We start from the raw sequence: 15,491 nt of genomic DNA, 5'->3' as shown, positions 1-15,491 counted from the left end.
GGCTGAGGCGTGATCCAGCGTTAATGGGCGGTCGAAGGACCGGCAGAGCCTGTGGTTTGCGAAAAGCACGGGGAATTTGGGTGGTAACACGTGAGAGCAACTCTCGTCCCATATAGGGACGGGAGTTTTTTGTGTTCTTTTTTAGGCAAAAGCAATGAAAAAGCAGGACCATATGAAGGAGGAGAAGTCATCTATGGCTGATCAAAAAACATTTTATCTGACAACACCGATTTATTATCCGAGTGACAAACTGCATATCGGGCACGCCTACACGACTGTGGCAGGAGATGCGATGGTTCGTTACAAGCGTCTACGCGGTTATGATGCTCACTATCTGACAGGAACCGATGAACATGGGCAGAAGATTGAGCGCAAGGCACAAGAGAAAGGACAGTCACCACAAGCCTTTATAGACGACATCGTAGTTGGCATCAAGGAACTGTGGAACAAACTGGACATTTCCAATGACGACTTCATTCGTACGACGGAAGAGCGCCACAAAACAGTGGTTCAGGATATCTTTGACCGTTTGCTGAAACAAGGGGATATCTACAAGGGTGAGTACGAAGGCTGGTACAGTATCCCGGATGAGACCTATTACACGGAAACCCAACTGGTGGATGTGGAGAAGAATGACAAAGGCGAGATTATCTCGGCTAAAAGTCCGGATAGCGGACATCCGGTGGAGCTGGTCAAAGAAGAATCCTACTTCTTCCGGATGAGCAAGTATGCTGATCGTTTGCTGAAATATTATGAAGAGAATCCGGGTTTTATTCAGCCGGAGTCCCGCAAAAATGAAATGATCAACAACTTCATCAAGCCAGGTCTGGAAGACTTGGCCGTATCCCGGACCACTTTCGAATGGGGCGTCAAAGTTAAAGGCGATCCGAAACACGTTGTATACGTATGGATTGATGCCTTATCCAACTATATTACAGCTCTGGGTTATGGATCATCCGACGAAACACTTTACAACAAATTCTGGCCAGCAGACGTGCATCTGGTAGGTAAAGAAATTGTTCGTTTCCATACGATTTACTGGCCGATTATGCTGATGGCACTGGATCTGCCTTTACCGAAGAAAGTATTCGCTCATGGTTGGCTGTTGATGAAAGACGGCAAAATGTCCAAATCAAAAGGCAATGTTGTTGACCCGGTAACTCTGATTGACCGTTATGGTTTGGATGCACTGCGTTATTACCTGCTGCGTGAAGTTCCATTTGGTTCAGATGGTACGTTTACTCCAGAAAGCTTTGTAGAACGTGTGAACTCCGACCTGGCCAATGACCTTGGAAACCTGTTGAACCGTACGGTAGCCATGGTGGACAAATATTTCGAAGGTAAAGCGCCTGAGTTTACTTCCGGTGTGACTGAATTTGATGCTTCTCTTGAAGAAGCGGGTCTTGCTGCTGTGGAGAAAGTAGAGCAAGCCATGGAAAATCTGCAATTTTCCGTAGCGTTGACAGCGATCAGCCAGTTTGTGAGCCGCAGCAACAAATACATTGACGAGACTCAGCCTTGGGCTCTGGCTCGTGATGAAGCAAAACGCAATGAACTGGCATCGGTAATGTCACATTTAATTGAAAGCTTGCGGATCGCTTCCATCCTCTTGCAGCCGTTCCTGACACGTGCTCCGCGCAAAATTTGGGAACAACTCGGCATCCAGGAAGGTGAACTGACGGCTTGGGATTCAGCGAAGCAATGGGGCGTTATTCCGGCTGGCAACGCTTTGCAGAAGGGTGATCCGATCTTCCCACGTCTGGACTCTGAACAGGAGATTGCTTATATTGCTGAAGCAATGACTGGGGGCAAAAAAGTTGAAGCGCAGCCTGAGGCAGCTCAAGCTGATGCTGGAGGCTCTTCTGAACCCGCTCAACCCGTCACAGCACCAGAAGGCAAAGAAGAGATCGGTATTGATGATTTCGCCAAAGTGGAACTGCGTGTCGCTCAAGTCATTGCCTGTGAACCGGTCAAGAAAGCTGATAAATTGCTGAAGTTGCAGCTGGATCTGGGCTATGAGCAACGTCAGGTTGTATCGGGAATCGCGAAGTTTTATTCACCTGAAGATATGGTTGGACGCAAAGTCATCTGTGTGACGAACCTCAAGCCTGTGAAATTGCGCGGTGAACTGTCCCAGGGCATGATTCTGGCCGCATCCCATGGTGACCAGCTTACACTGGCAACGGTACCGGACAATATGCCTAATGGCGCACAAGTGAAATAGGGTTTTGACTGTGTAATCAAGAAATTGATTTATATTGTTGTAATAGAAGGTGGCTCGATGAGAATCGGGTCACTTTTTATTTTGGGATGACATCGCATCTAAGACGAAGAAAACAAGCATATACTGTTATGAACTCCGTGCTCAAGGAAAGAATGAATAGGACAGAGCGGCTTGACAAGTTCGAGCAGGTTACCTATAATTCTTTCAGTAATGTTTACGATTAAGAGATGCGGAGTGAATACTAGTGAAACTTTATTATGGAAGAAATTCAGACCAGGTAAACCGGACTTTAGCGACAGGTAGAAGAAGGCATATGAAATGGTTGCTTAGTGGTCTGCTTGTTCTTAGTTTGCTCATATTGTCGGCATGCGGTCAGAATAATTCGGAGAATGCCAAGCTGGTGGAAGGCAAAGTGAATGTGATCACGAGCTTCTATCCTGTCTATGCGTTTACGGCCACAATTGGCGGAGAAGATGCAAATGTCATTAATTTGCTGCCAACAGGTGTTGAACCACATGACTGGACGCCAAAAAGTCAAGATATTGTAAATACATCCAAAGCCCAGTTATTTCTATACAATGGTGCAGGACTGGAAGGATGGGTCCCCAACTTCCTGAAGTCACTGAATAGCGATACCAAGGTGAAGTCAGTTGCAGTAAGTGAAGGGGTTACTCTATTGACTGCTGAAGGTGATGATGGACACGGTCATGGTGAAGAACAGGTGGATGAACATAGCGACGAACATGCAGATGAAGCGAACGCAGAGGACATTGCAGACCATCATGTGGACCCACATACATGGGTAAGTCCAAAATCGGCAATGGTAATGGCCGAGAATATCAAAAACAGCCTGGTTGAAGTAGACCCTGCACATAAAGAAGGATATGAACAACGCTACGAAGAGCTGCGGACCAAGCTGGAAGCACTGGATCAGCACTTTACGGATGAATTGTCCAACGTACCGAACAAGGAAATTGTCGTATCACACCAAGCCTTTGGGTACCTTGCACGTGATTATGGGTTGACCCAGCATGCTATTATGGGACTTTCTCCAGATGCGGAGCCCACAGGTCAAGATATTGTGAAATTAGCCAAGTTGGTGAAGGATGAAGGGATTAAATACATTTTCTTCGAAGAGCTGGTGTCTGATAAACTGGCGAAAACCCTTGCTAATGAAGCGGGTGTAGAGACCATGGTATTGAATCCGGTAGAAGGTTTAACCAAAGAACAGGCGACCAACGGGGATGATTATTTCACCCTGATGGAGAAAAATTTGCAAAATCTGCTGATCGCATTAAAATAAGATAGACTGAAGGATTCGTTTGCAATCCTTATATATAATGAAGGGCGGCTTTGCCATGCAGCAAATCATGCCATTGTGTCATGATCCAATCATAGAGATCGAGAAACTATCATTTTCCTACGGAGACCAGCGAGTAATTGAAAATCTTGATTTTATGGTCCAGGAAAGGGATTTTGTCGGGATTATCGGTTCAAACGGGGCGGGCAAAACGACATTACTGCGGATGTTGGTTGGACTATTACCTCCAGCCGAGGGAGATATCAAGCTATTCGGACAGTCGATCCGCCGTTTTAAAGATTGGGAACGGATTGGTTATGTTCCGCAAAAAAATGCGTTTAACCCATTGTTCCCTGCGACGGTACGGGAAGTCGTGATGTCCGGCTTGTACAACAACAAGAATATGTTCCGCCGCATGTCTCGTAAATGTCAGCAGCAGTGCACAGATGCCCTGCAAGTGATGCGGATCGAGGATCTAGCGAACAAACGAATTGGACAACTGTCCGGCGGACAGCAACAGCGTGTATTTTTGGCACGGGCGCTTATTAATCACCCTGATCTGTTGATTCTGGATGAACCGACGGTGGGCATTGATGCGGAATCCCAGGCCAGCTTTTTCGAACTGATTACCCATATGCATGAACATCACCGGATGACATTCCTGATGGTATCACATGATATGGATCGGATGGAGAGTTATCTCGGTTCCAAAGCAGCGGTGACGAACGGAAAGATTCATTTCCATGTTCGTCACTCCCATGAGGTGGAAGACTGTGCCGAGACTAATTTGCAGCATACCACCACCCAGGTTCGTTAGACGCGAGTGCGCAACCAGATTAGAGCAAGGCCGAAGGAGTCGTGTGTGTTTTGGAAATATTAATGAGTGATTTTTTTCAGCGGGCGCTGGCGGGTGGATTGCTAATCGGCATCACCGCACCGTTGATCGGATTGTTTCTGGTGCTGCGCCGTTTATCCATGATCGGGGATACCCTGTCACATGTAACGATTGCGGGGGTTGCACTCGGATTCCTGATTGAAGTGTATCCGATTGCGGTGGGACTTATTTTTGCCGTGCTCGCATCATTTGCGATAGAGAAACTTCGCAAGGCTTACAAAAGTTACGCCGAGTTATCGATTGCGATTATCATGTCCGGTGGAGTAGCGCTGGCTTCGTTGTTCTTCACACTGGGCAAAGGATACAATACAGATGTTATGAGTTACCTGTTCGGCAGTATTTATACACTAGACTCCACGGATTTGAAGCTGGTTGGTGTGGTCACGCTGATCGTGGTCATCGTTGTAGCGCTGTTACATAAGGAGTTTTTCCTGCTCAGCTTTGAAGAGGATGCCGCAGCGGTTACCGGATTGCCCGTGAAAGTGCTTAACATGTTGATTACCGTGATGACAGCTCTTGTTATTAGTACGGCGATCAAAATCGTCGGCGCATTGCTAGTATCCGCATTGCTGACCATTCCGGTAGCTGTCAGCTTGCTAATGGCACGAAGTTTCAAATCGGCGATTATATTGTCCGTGGTCATTGGCGAAATTGCTGTGGTCATTGGACTGGTTGTGGCCGGGATCTGGAACCTTGCACCGGGAGCAACGATTGTACTTTTGCTTATCATGATGCTGATTCTTACGATGATTGGAAAAAAAGGGTTCCGAGCCTGAGTCTGAACGTGAGCAAGTGAGCCCCAGGGAAGGGAGACATCCGCTTCATGCCTGATGTTAATGTGTGGCTGGCTTTTGTAGCAGGATTAGCTTCGTTTATATCGCCATGCTGTCTTCCGCTGTATCCTTCGTATCTTTCCTACATTACGGGGATGACGGTACAACGGTTGAAGGATGAACGCAATCAGCGTGAAGTTCGCTTCAAGACATTGACTCACACGCTGGCGTTTATTTTGGGCTTCTCGGCTGTGTTTTATTCGCTCGGGCTGGGAGCCGGATTATTTGGTCAATTTTTCAATGATAACCGTGATCTTATTCGTCAATTATCCGCAATCTTGATTATGTTAATGGGTTTATTTTTGCTTGGTTTGTTCAAACCTCAGTTTCTGATGAAAGAGCGCAAGCTGGATATGAAATGGAAACCAGCGGGTTACTTGGGCTCATTTATTTTTGGCATTGGTTTCTCGGCAGGCTGGTCGCCTTGTATTGGACCGATTTTGACTGCTATCATCGCGATGGCTGCGAGCGAACCAACCACCTGGTTGGCTTTGATTACGGGTTACACGGCCGGATTTGCGTTACCGTTCTTCATTCTGGCCTTTTTCATCGGTTCTACACGCTGGATCTTGCGTTATTCCAATATCATGATGAAAGCCGGGGGCGCATTAATGTTGTTCCTCGGCGTGCTGTTATTCACGGATCAGATGACGAAAATCACGATCTGGCTACAGCAAATTACACCAGACTGGATGATTATCTAGCGCAGAGTAACGACGCTTTTTGTTTTACTCAATTGTTATTTTAAATATGAACAAAGCAGGCTACATGGGAACCAGAACAATTCTGGGACCATGTAACCTGCTTTTTTAATCAATGGCTCTTATCAAAAGTTGCTAATGCCGGCTCTACGCTTAGGTGAAGTAATCAATGTTGGCCAGTGGAAAATGCTCAAAAATGCGCTCGGTTATAAACTCGCGCAGGGCATCCTGCTGATCATCCTTATACACATATTTATATTGTCCCCAGCGGCCCCATTTCATTTTCCGCTTTTCGATATCCATCTCCAGCTTGGTTTTGGGGTATCGCTTCTCGATGGTGGCTTTTGCTGTTTTGGTGAAACGATGCTGGATCATTTCAAAGGTTAGATCCTTGGTTGCTTCTTCGGGAAGTGTGACGGCAAGCTTTTGTAAAAGCTCACTATATCCTTCTTCCCATCCGTCGTACCAAATAATTGGGGCAATAATGAATCCGAGCGGATAACCGGCATGAGCTATTTTGCCTGCAGCTTCAATCCGCTCTTCAAACCGTGAGGTGGCTGGCTCAAAATTTTTGATCACATAATCGGAATTCACACTGAAACGGATACGAGTGTGTCCGTTATGTTTGATGTCTAATAATGGATCGACATGATGATATTTGGTTACAAAGCGAAGTCGCCCATGCTCCTCATCCGCCATAAAACGAATCAGGTCACCGAGATTTCCCGTAATATGCTCCAGACCTACGGGATCGGATGTACACGCTGCTTCAAAACGGGTAAGTTCAGGTGCACGTTCCTCAATGTATCCCTTGGCAGCCTCAATGATCTCTTCGGTGTTTACATAGACGCGGACATAGGGCTTGGCCCCAAGTGTTGTTTGAAGATAACAATAATGACAGTGGCCCATACAGCCTGTGGAGATGGGAATAGCATATTCGGCCGAAGGCTTCGATTGGTCAAACTTGAGTGTTTTACGTACGCCTACGACAAGGGTACGCTTCGCCATTCGGTACTTTTCCTGTTCTGTTTCACCAGGGAGATTGGTAATTCGATTATGGGATGTCGTCATCTGATATGGGATATCTTTAGAAGTAACCCATTCCATAATTCGTTTGCCTTTCTCATATTCCAGCGCACCGGGTTCAAAATACACCAAATCGGGAATAAAGGGTTTAGTGCCTTTTGCTTTGCGAACGGGTGGATGCGCTACACTTGTACTCACGAAATCACTCCTTTCAATACGGAACCTTGCTTAGTTTGCCTCGTTTCGGGATAAGTCACCCTTGCCAATACTTGCGTAATGGTAACGGATTTGAACCCTGAGAAGTATTTAAAGGACAGGAAATAGTGAATGAATTGTGCAGGACTTGCCAATGCGTATTGATAACATGTATCATTATAAGATAGGGACCAGGCAAGAATATTGTCGGTCAGAGAGAAGAGAGGGAAGCAGATGCCAACGCCCAGTATGGAAGATTATTTGGAGCGTATATACAAATTAATTGATGAAAAGGGCTATGCTCGTGTGTCTGATATAGCTGAAGGTTTGGAAGTACATCCTTCATCGGTGACGAAGATGATCCAAAAGCTGGACAAAGACGAGTACCTGATCTATGAGAAGTACCGCGGGCTGGTACTTACGCCAAAAGGCAAAAAGATGGGCAAACGACTGATGGAGCGCCATCATCTGCTTGAACAATTTTTGACGACGATTGGTGTCCAAGAGGAAAATATATACCAGGATGTTGAAGGAATTGAACACCATCTGAGCTGGGATTCCATTACCTGCATCGAATCTTTGGTTGAATATTTCCGCCAGGATGAGAATCGACTGCGTGATCTTAAAAGTATTCAGGAAGTCATGAGCAATACAGAATCCTAAGCCTTCAAAAGCCAGACTCGCCTGGAAAATCACAATGAATATCCAATCAAAATCAGAGGATGCACCTGCCGCTAAAACGGTAGGTAGCGTCCTTTTGCTTTTTCTTGACCAAAATTTGGCGATTATTCGCAACTTAACAATCATTAGGAGCGTCTATTAAACTAGCAGAATTTGCCGCGAATTTATAATTATTTTGGAGGATTGCACTGATGAAGCTTCGTAAAGGATTGATCCTGCTGCTCATTTTTGTTCTGGGTTTACAAACCTCAGGACTGACGGCGCAGGCAGCTAGTCAAAAGGAAATTGTCATTTATTTGGATGGTCAACGTTTGGAATCGGATGTCTCACCTTACATTTTGCCCAAAGTAAATGTAACGATGGTTCCTCTGCGTGTCATTAGCGAAGGACTGGGTGCATCTGTGCTTTGGTCACAGGCTACGCGCACAGTTACAATCAAGAAATCCGATTCAGTCATTACGATGACGACTGGACGCCAGCAGGCAACAGTGGACAGTACCGTGGTTGATCTTGATGCATCGGTCGAACTGAAGCAAGGTCGTGTCATGGTACCGATTCGATTCGTCAGTGAGAACTTGGGAATTCAGGTCACATGGAACCAGTCTGAGCAGACGATTAATCTGACCACAGGTAATGCCCCTAATCCTAATCCAGTAACACCAGCAGAGCCTGGAGGGACAGGAACTACGCCAAATACGGATGAGATGCGAGGAGCCTGGATTTCAACGGTAAACGGTGACTGGCCTTCATCTAGTGCCAAAGGAAATGTGGAGAAACAAAAGCTGGAGTTCATTCAGCAGCTTGATACGTTGAAGGATATGGGAATGAATGCTGTATTTGTTCAAGTGCGAGCGAATGGGGATGCGATCTATCCATCAGGTCTCGTACCGTGGAATAGTGTGCTGACAGGTACACAAGGGAAAGATCCCGGATATGATCCACTTGCATTTATGATCGAGGAAGCTCACAAACGGGGTCTTGAGTTCCATGCCTGGTTCAACCCGTTCCGGGCTACCAATTCGGCAACGACAACCGGGCTTGCTGCCAACCATGTATCCAAGCTTCACCCGGACTGGATTGTTAACGCATCAGGCAAGCTGTATATCAACCCAGGCATCCCGGAAGCGAGACAGCATATTATTGACTCCATTATGGAAGTGGTTAATCAGTATGATGTTGATGGCGTACATTTGGATGATTATTTCTATCCTTCCAATGTAACGTTTAATGATGATGCGGCTTTCAAAGCATACAACACCTTGAATACGAGTGACCGTGCAGAATGGCGCCGGGACAACATCAATCAATTCGTCAAGCAGCTTGGAGAGAACATCCACAAGGTGAAAGCTGGCGTTGAATATGGCATTAGCCCATTTGGTGTATGGCGTAATAAATCAGTTGATATGACAGGTTCTGATACAAAGGCAGGAGTAACCGCTTATGACAGCATGAATGCGGATGTGCGGACATGGATTAAGCAGGAGTGGATCGACTATGTTGCACCCCAAGTGTACTGGAGCATGACACTAAGCGCAGCACGATATGACAAGGTGGTTGACTGGTGGGCTAATGAAGTAGCTAATACGGATGTGAAATTGTATATTGGTCACTCGCCTTATAAGCTCGGCACACCGGAAATCGGGTGGCAGACATCACAGGAAATCATTGATCAGCTTATGTATAATGAGAAATATGACACGGTGAAAGGGGACATTTTCTTCAGCTCACAGTACCTGACGAAAAATCCGCTCGGCTTGATCGCCAAATTAAAAGCTTATTATGGATTGTAAAACAATTTAACGTCATATGACCAACCCCTGTTCTCATACAGTGGCAGTAGTAGCATGGACTGCCTGGAGAACGGGGGTTTTATTTGTGTTGATTAATGGAGTTTTTGAAGGTGGCGGCGTTAAGGGGATTTCGCTGGCTGGCGCCGTAAAGGGTGCGGAGGATCTAGGTGTTGAGTTCAATCGCGTAGCGGGCACGTCATCGGGCTCCATCGTAGCTGCTTTGCTGGCCGCGGGCTATTCGGCGGAAGAGATGAAAGTCATTATCGAGAATACGCCGTTTGCTTCGTTGCTGCGACGTTCTCCCCTATTTGATACCAAGTGGATCGGACCCGCAGCGAGGCTGTTTTTGAAGAAAGGGTTATATTCTGGGGAAGCACTGGAATGCTGGATTCGGGATATGCTGAAAAAAAAGGGAGTGCGGACGTTTGCTGATTTGCCTCCAGGTAAGTTGCTAATCATTGCATCGGACATTTCCAACGGCACTATTTTGGTGCTTCCAGATGATATCAAACGATTCGGAATTGATCCTTCGAAACTGGAAGTAGCCAAGGCTGTACGTATGAGTTGCAGTATCCCCTATTTTTTCGACCCGGTTGCCATTCGCAGATCCCCGATCCTGTCCAAAGGATTACGCTTTGCGGACCAGTTTGTTTACATCGTCGACGGAGCATTACTGAGCAATTTTCCACTCTGGTTGTTTGATGGAGAGCGTACAGAACGTGGAGGAGATCTCATCCCTGTAGTCGGTTTTAAAATGGTTGGCAAAATCGAAGGAGAGCCAGCTAGAATCAGAGGGCCTCTAAGTATGCTTCAGGCATTGGTTGAAACGATGCTTACTGCTCATGACGAGCGATATATCGAACAGGTTAATCGTTTCCGAACTGTGAAAATTCCTACCCTTGGAATTAAACCTACAGAATTTAACCTTTCCGTACAGGACAGTACTGCTTTATATCAATCTGGGGTCACTGCTGGTACTGAATTTTTCAGTGGATGGAATACCAAGATATACAGTGAACAGCTGGACAAACAGAAACGAGAGTTAAGAAAGAAACAGGCGGAGACCCCACCGCTGACTCCTGTATAAAAATGAAAAAGCAATTCTCCGCATGTTTGGAGAATTGCTTTTCTGTGTATTTCACCGATATTGGTGCTTTAGTGATACTTAGGTACGTCCTCATCACTTTTACCCTTTTGTCCCTGAATCACTTGGAAAGGATAATCCTTGCGTTTTTTGGTAGAACCGCTACTTTTTCGAGTGCTAGACTGCGCATTAACTTTAGCCATGGTTTTAGCCGATGGTTTAATCTTCGGTGACGATGCCTTGCGTGCCCAACGGCGGGGCGGATATTTATAGAGCAGGAACACAACTCCGAACACGACGAGGGGGATGATAATTTGAGATAAACCTCCACTTCCCAGCCTAGCCAAGATTCCAATAGCAGCGAGTGCAATGAACGTCCAAAATAGGATTGCCTGCTTGTTCATATCATTCACCCTTTCACAGGATCAAGTGTTGCAACAGGAACTTCCGACGTGGCGGATACGTTTGCGAGTTTGGCATCCAATTCACGCATACGGTTAAACGAAGCAATGGATACTTCTACCTGTTCATTCGTTGGCTCTTTGGTTGTCAGCAATTGCAGCCACAGCCCCGGGTATCCGAGATAACGAAGTACAGGGATGTCACGTACCGAGTTGGTCAACTTCAACAATTCGAATGAAATACCGAGTACGACTGGCAACAACAGCAGCCGCTGTCCCATACGTTCCCAGAGGTTATCGTATGTGAAGAGCGAGTACAAAAATACGCCAATAATGACAGTTAACATAATAAAACTACTTCCGCAGCGGTAGTGCAGACGGCTATACTTCTGCACATTCTCTGGTGTAAGCTCTTCTCCGGCTTCATGAGCACTAATGACTTTGTGTTCTGCACCATGGTATTGGAACAGCCGTTTAATCATCGGTGTCTGGGAAATCAGCCACAGATAGGCAAGCAACAGAATCAGCTTAATTCCGCCTTCCAGTAAATTATGCAAAAACTGATTGTCGAATGCATTTTTGAAAAGAAAATTCTCAATAACAACCGGCAACAAGGTAAGCACTATTTTACCAAAGAGGAACGAAAGGATAGCTACTGCGGTGACGCCGATAATCATGCTAAGGCTCCAACCTGAGCCTTCTTTTTCTTTTTGCTTTGCTTTTTCTTCAGGTTCCAGTTCATCATCAGCGTATGCGTCAGCAGAATAATTGAGGTGTTTGCTTCCTTTGACGCTCGAATCTATAATGCTGACAATCCCGCGCAGTAGTGGAATCCGCCGCAATTTCATGACCCAGGACTTGTCTTGCTTGGGAACTTCCAGATACGTAATTTCGCCGTCTTTTCTTCGCACAGCTGTAACGTTGACATGTTTACCGCCGAACATTACGCCCTCAATGACAGCTTGCCCCCCGTAGCTGACAGGCTTGGATTGTTGAGGCAAATTATTCACCTTCCTATTCTGTTCTCGGCCTTCATGGTCGAAGGCAGTTTAATAAACCTATTGTATCGAATTTTGAGAGCAATTTCTAGTTTACGAGTCGATCCATTGATGATGTTGTTATCTTTGTCCTTATTTGTACATACTACCCGATAGAGTTAGGACGAAAATGGAGATTTATTCGCAATTTTGCAAACTGAACATGAAGGAGAATTTTGATGACAGAATACACGGGTGAACGCACATCCCATAAGGAAAATCGACGTGCTGACAAAGGGGAGGAAAAGGACCGCGGGAAACGTCCTACCCAGCGACAAGGCCAGTCACATTATTTCACCAAACCGTTCCCATTTGCAGTGGAGCTAGGTTTCTTCGCAGGTTTTATCTGGGGAGGTTTGCATTGGCTGTCTTATCTGCTTCATTTTACGATTGTGCCACTGGGATTTTTGGCTGAACCGTTTTTCAAGCACAATTTTATCTATACTGCAGCTGGGCATTTGACCGGCTGGCTATTTTTTATTGTCTTTTCGGTCCTCACCTCCCTGATTTACACGTTCACTTTGAAAAAATGGAAAGGACCGATTCCAGGCATGGGATACGGGATTTTATGGTGGCTCATTATCTTTGTTCTGGTAGGTCCCAAACTGGATATGGTGAAGCCTTTAAACCGCTTAACCTGGGATTCAATCATTACCGAATTTTGCTTCTTTTTGCTGTGGGGACTCTTTATTGGCTACACCGTAGCCATGGAGTTTACGGATGAACGGAAACGTGAGCCAGAGAAAGCGGGAGCATAGCCGCAAAAAAGCTTCTCAATCCGGCAATGGCTGTGTTAAAATAGCAGATGGTTATTTGCAGAAAGGGTGGAGCAGCTATGAAACGGATTGTTGTAATCAATGGCCCGAACCTGAACATGCTCGGTGTACGTGAACCCGGCATCTATGGAACGCTTAGTCTGAAGGATATTGAAGACAAAATTCGCAGACAGGCGGAGGAGCTTGGTGTCTCCATCGCTTTTTATCAATCCAATCACGAAGGGGACATCATTGATCGCATTCATGCAGCGATGGGCGATGCAGACGGAATCATGCTGAATGCCGGAGCACTGACCCATTACAGCTATGCTGTGCGTGATGCCATCAATGCCGTAAAAGTTCCTACAGTAGAAGTACATCTATCCAACATTCATGCACGCGAAGCGTTCAGACATCATTCAGTAATTGCTGCAGAAACAATCGGGCAGATTGCCGGATTTGGCGAAGTAAGCTATGAACTGGGGCTGCTGGCTCTCGTGCGTCATCTGGACAAACAAACCTGAGCCGGGGACCCGGGAATGTGAGAGAAAGAAGGGTTACCGATGGAAAACAAACGAGTAAATAAGTTGCGTGAGGCCATGCATGAACATGAACTCACGGCTATGCTGATTACAAATCCGATTAACCGTCGTTATATGACGGGTTTTACAGGCTCAGCAGGATATGTGCTGATTACGGAACAGGAAGCTTATCTGCTTACCGATTTCCGTTACATGACACAGGCGCCGCAACAAGCCAAAGGATTTACCGTTGTGGAACATGGACCAAAACCGTTGGAATCCGTACGCGAATTGCTTGCATCGGCAAACATCAAACAGGTCGGCTTTGAGCAGGATCATGTCACCTATGGTACGCATACTGCTTATGCTGAAGCGCTTCAGTCCATTGAATTGAAAGCTGTATCCGGTATAGTGGAGCAACTTCGCATGTTCAAGGACGAAGATGAGATCGCTGTAATGCAAAGAGCTGCGGATCTGGCAGATGCAACATTCAGTCACGTTTTGCAATTCGCAAAAGCGGGTATGACTGAACGTGAAGTGGATTTGGAGATGGAGTTTTTCATGCGCAAACATGGAGCAACCTCCTCTTCGTTCGACACCATTGTGGCATCGGGTGAACGTTCTGCTATGCCTCACGGTGTAGCAAGCGGCAAAGTCATCGGACAAAATGAGTTAATTACATTTGACTTTGGTGCTCTTTTGGATGGATACTGTTCAGATCTGACACGTACCATCGCAACAGGCACACCTGTACCTGAACTGCGTAAAATTTACGATATCGTACTGGAAGCCCAGTTACATACGCTGGCGAACCTGAAACCGGGCATGACCGGACGGGAAGCAGATGCATTGGCACGTGATATCATTGCAGGACACGGATATGGAGAGCAATTTGGACACAGCACAGGCCACGGTCTGGGTATGGAAGTCCATGAGGCTCCTCGTTTGTCCAAGCTTAGCGACGATGTATTGAAACCGGGCATGGTGGTAACCGTTGAACCGGGTATCTACATTGACGGCCTTGGCGGCGTGCGTATCGAGGATGACGTGGTGATTACCGAGACAGGTATTCACATTTTGACGAATTCGGACAAGAAGTTCACCGTAATCGGCTAAATTACAGCCAACGGTGATATAAGACGATTTTTAATTTATAGGTACAGGTTATTGCTGATTGTTATGGACCATTGCAAAAGTAGTGAAGGGAGCGGAATCGATTCTGAAGAAGCGAAGCGCTCGCCTTTGTCTCCTCATTTTAAACCCTATTAAAGTCTAATCGGGAAAATGAGGAGACAACAGCGATCGGAAGAACGATCCGAACCCGTAACGGTCACGTTGCACATGATCATCAATTCAGAATGAACCCACCTTTAAATTAACGCATCGTCTTATATCACCTACTTTTCAACCATATCAGGAGGGATTTTTTGTGATTTCAGTAAACGATTTTAAAACAGGCTTGACCGTACAAGTAGACAACGACATCTATACCGTACTTGATTTCCAACATGTTAAACCAGGTAAAGGCGCTGCCTTCGTACGTTCCAAACTGAAAAACCTGCGCAACGGTAACACCGTTGAGAAAACATTCCGTGCAGGTGAAACCATTGGACGTGCCATCATCGAAAACCGTGGCGTATCCTACCTGTATGCTAGTGGTACAGAGCACACGTTCATGGACAACGAAACTTATGATCAGTTCACACTGACAAGCGACCAATTGGAATGGGAATTGAATTTCCTCAAAGAAAACATGAACGTAAAAATCGTTAGCTACCAAGGTGAAATCCTCGGAATCGACTTGCCTACAAGCGTAGAGTTGAAAGTTATCGAAACAGAGCCAAGCGTAAAAGGTAACACGGCACAAGGCGCTACTAAAAACGCAAAAGTGGAAACTGGCTTGAACGTACAAGTGCCATTGTTCATTAACGAAGGCGATGTTCTGCTGATCGATACTCGTGAAGGTAAATACTCTTCCCGCGCGTAACGTTCGCATAATGTAAGCTTAATAAAGCGTTAATTCAACCCTTTGCCGTTTCTCTGGCAAA

At 46.0% G+C, this 15,491-nt stretch carries 15 protein-coding genes; 12 read left to right on the top strand and 3 right to left on the bottom strand.

Features of this window, described 5'->3' with window-relative positions:
- Positions 1 to 193: 193 nt before the first annotated feature.
- The 5 genes from metG (at position 194) to BMY78_RS16745 (ending at position 5,956) form a co-directional block, all read left to right on the top strand.
- Positions 194 to 2,224, top strand: a complete 2,031-nt coding sequence (gene metG, locus BMY78_RS16765) for a methionine--tRNA ligase (RefSeq protein WP_371129141.1) — start codon at positions 194 to 196, stop codon at positions 2,222 to 2,224.
- A gap of 313 nt (positions 2,225 to 2,537) precedes the next feature.
- Positions 2,538 to 3,527 (top strand): metal ABC transporter solute-binding protein, Zn/Mn family, encoded by a 990-nt coding sequence (locus tag BMY78_RS16760; RefSeq protein ID WP_090900847.1) that lies wholly within the window; start codon positions 2,538 to 2,540, stop codon positions 3,525 to 3,527.
- A gap of 55 nt (positions 3,528 to 3,582) precedes the next feature.
- Positions 3,583 to 4,341, top strand: coding sequence for a metal ABC transporter ATP-binding protein (locus BMY78_RS16755; protein ID WP_053784393.1), 759 nt, complete (start codon positions 3,583 to 3,585; stop codon positions 4,339 to 4,341).
- Between the two features lie 50 nt (positions 4,342 to 4,391).
- Positions 4,392 to 5,195 carry a metal ABC transporter permease gene (locus tag BMY78_RS16750; RefSeq protein WP_090900844.1) on the top strand — a complete coding sequence of 268 codons (804 nt, stop codon included), beginning with the start codon at positions 4,392 to 4,394 and terminating at the stop codon, positions 5,193 to 5,195.
- 47 nt (positions 5,196 to 5,242) lie between these two features.
- On the top strand, positions 5,243 to 5,956 hold the full coding sequence (locus tag BMY78_RS16745) for a cytochrome c biogenesis CcdA family protein (protein WP_090900841.1): 714 nt from the start codon (positions 5,243 to 5,245) through the stop codon (positions 5,954 to 5,956).
- A 150-nt stretch (positions 5,957 to 6,106) separates the two neighbouring features.
- Here the strand turns inward: BMY78_RS16745 and splB are convergent, their stop codons facing one another.
- Entirely contained in the window at positions 6,107 to 7,177 is a 1,071-nt protein-coding gene (gene splB / locus BMY78_RS16740) for a spore photoproduct lyase (protein ID WP_090900838.1), read from the bottom strand.
- A 231-nt stretch (positions 7,178 to 7,408) separates the two neighbouring features.
- Here splB and mntR point away from each other — a divergent pair, with 231 nt between their 5' ends.
- From mntR to BMY78_RS16725, 3 genes are all read left to right on the top strand, one after another.
- Positions 7,409 to 7,837, top strand: a complete 429-nt coding sequence (mntR, locus tag BMY78_RS16735; protein ID WP_090900835.1) for a transcriptional regulator MntR — start codon at positions 7,409 to 7,411, stop codon at positions 7,835 to 7,837.
- 209 nt (positions 7,838 to 8,046) lie between these two features.
- Positions 8,047 to 9,645 (top strand): family 10 glycosylhydrolase, encoded by a 1,599-nt coding sequence (locus BMY78_RS16730; RefSeq protein ID WP_090900832.1) that lies wholly within the window; start codon positions 8,047 to 8,049, stop codon positions 9,643 to 9,645.
- A gap of 85 nt (positions 9,646 to 9,730) precedes the next feature.
- Positions 9,731 to 10,732, top strand: coding sequence for a patatin-like phospholipase family protein (locus tag BMY78_RS16725; RefSeq protein WP_090900829.1), 1,002 nt, complete (start codon positions 9,731 to 9,733; stop codon positions 10,730 to 10,732).
- Between the two features lie 68 nt (positions 10,733 to 10,800).
- On the opposite strand, the gene BMY78_RS16720 is transcribed toward BMY78_RS16725, so the two are convergent.
- Both BMY78_RS16720 and BMY78_RS16715 read right to left on the bottom strand, forming a co-directional pair.
- Positions 10,801 to 11,133: a hypothetical protein gene (locus BMY78_RS16720; protein ID WP_090900826.1), complete on the bottom strand. Its 333-nt coding sequence runs from the start codon at positions 11,131 to 11,133 to the stop codon at positions 10,801 to 10,803.
- 5 nt (positions 11,134 to 11,138) lie between these two features.
- Entirely contained in the window at positions 11,139 to 12,131 is a 993-nt protein-coding gene (locus tag BMY78_RS16715; RefSeq protein WP_090900822.1) for a DUF1385 domain-containing protein, read from the bottom strand.
- 215 nt (positions 12,132 to 12,346) lie between these two features.
- Between BMY78_RS16715 and BMY78_RS16710 the strand changes: the two genes are divergently transcribed.
- The 4 genes from BMY78_RS16710 (at position 12,347) to efp (ending at position 15,430) form a co-directional block, all read left to right on the top strand.
- On the top strand, positions 12,347 to 12,925 hold the full coding sequence (locus BMY78_RS16710) for a YqhR family membrane protein (RefSeq protein ID WP_090900819.1): 579 nt from the start codon (positions 12,347 to 12,349) through the stop codon (positions 12,923 to 12,925).
- 77 nt (positions 12,926 to 13,002) lie between these two features.
- The gene (gene aroQ / locus BMY78_RS16705; protein ID WP_076291868.1) at positions 13,003 to 13,446 is read left to right on the top strand and encodes a type II 3-dehydroquinate dehydratase; all 444 of its coding nucleotides are present in this window, start codon (positions 13,003 to 13,005) and stop codon (positions 13,444 to 13,446) included.
- 39 nt (positions 13,447 to 13,485) lie between these two features.
- Complete coding sequence (locus tag BMY78_RS16700; protein WP_090900816.1) at positions 13,486 to 14,559, top strand: M24 family metallopeptidase; 1,074 nt, start codon at positions 13,486 to 13,488, stop codon at positions 14,557 to 14,559.
- Between the two features lie 313 nt (positions 14,560 to 14,872).
- Positions 14,873 to 15,430, top strand: coding sequence for an elongation factor P (gene efp, locus BMY78_RS16695; protein ID WP_024631007.1), 558 nt, complete (start codon positions 14,873 to 14,875; stop codon positions 15,428 to 15,430).
- Positions 15,431 to 15,491 lie beyond the last annotated feature (61 nt).

The sequence above is a fragment of the Paenibacillus sp. OK076 genome (assembly GCF_900110055.1).
Lineage (GTDB): Bacteria > Bacillota > Bacilli > Paenibacillales > Paenibacillaceae > Paenibacillus.
This window is presented reverse-complemented; position numbering and strand designations above follow the sequence as displayed.

Excerpts from the sequence above, each read along its gene's own strand:
- BMY78_RS16710 (WP_090900819.1), top strand. The coding sequence starts at position 12,347 with ATGACAGAATACACGGGTGAACGCACATCCCATAAGGAAAATCGACGT.
- metG (WP_371129141.1), top strand. The coding sequence starts at position 194 with ATGGCTGATCAAAAAACATTTTATCTGACAACACCGATTTATTATCCG.
- BMY78_RS16730 (WP_090900832.1), top strand. The coding sequence starts at position 8,047 with ATGAAGCTTCGTAAAGGATTGATCCTGCTGCTCATTTTTGTTCTGGGT.
- BMY78_RS16760 (WP_090900847.1), top strand. The coding sequence starts at position 2,538 with ATGAAATGGTTGCTTAGTGGTCTGCTTGTTCTTAGTTTGCTCATATTG.
- mntR (WP_090900835.1), top strand. The coding sequence starts at position 7,409 with ATGCCAACGCCCAGTATGGAAGATTATTTGGAGCGTATATACAAATTA.
- aroQ (WP_076291868.1), top strand. The coding sequence starts at position 13,003 with ATGAAACGGATTGTTGTAATCAATGGCCCGAACCTGAACATGCTCGGT.
- BMY78_RS16755 (WP_053784393.1), top strand. The coding sequence starts at position 3,583 with ATGCAGCAAATCATGCCATTGTGTCATGATCCAATCATAGAGATCGAG.
- BMY78_RS16720 (WP_090900826.1), bottom strand. The coding sequence starts at position 11,133 with ATGAACAAGCAGGCAATCCTATTTTGGACGTTCATTGCACTCGCTGCT.
- BMY78_RS16745 (WP_090900841.1), top strand. The coding sequence starts at position 5,243 with ATGCCTGATGTTAATGTGTGGCTGGCTTTTGTAGCAGGATTAGCTTCG.
- BMY78_RS16700 (WP_090900816.1), top strand. The coding sequence starts at position 13,486 with ATGGAAAACAAACGAGTAAATAAGTTGCGTGAGGCCATGCATGAACAT.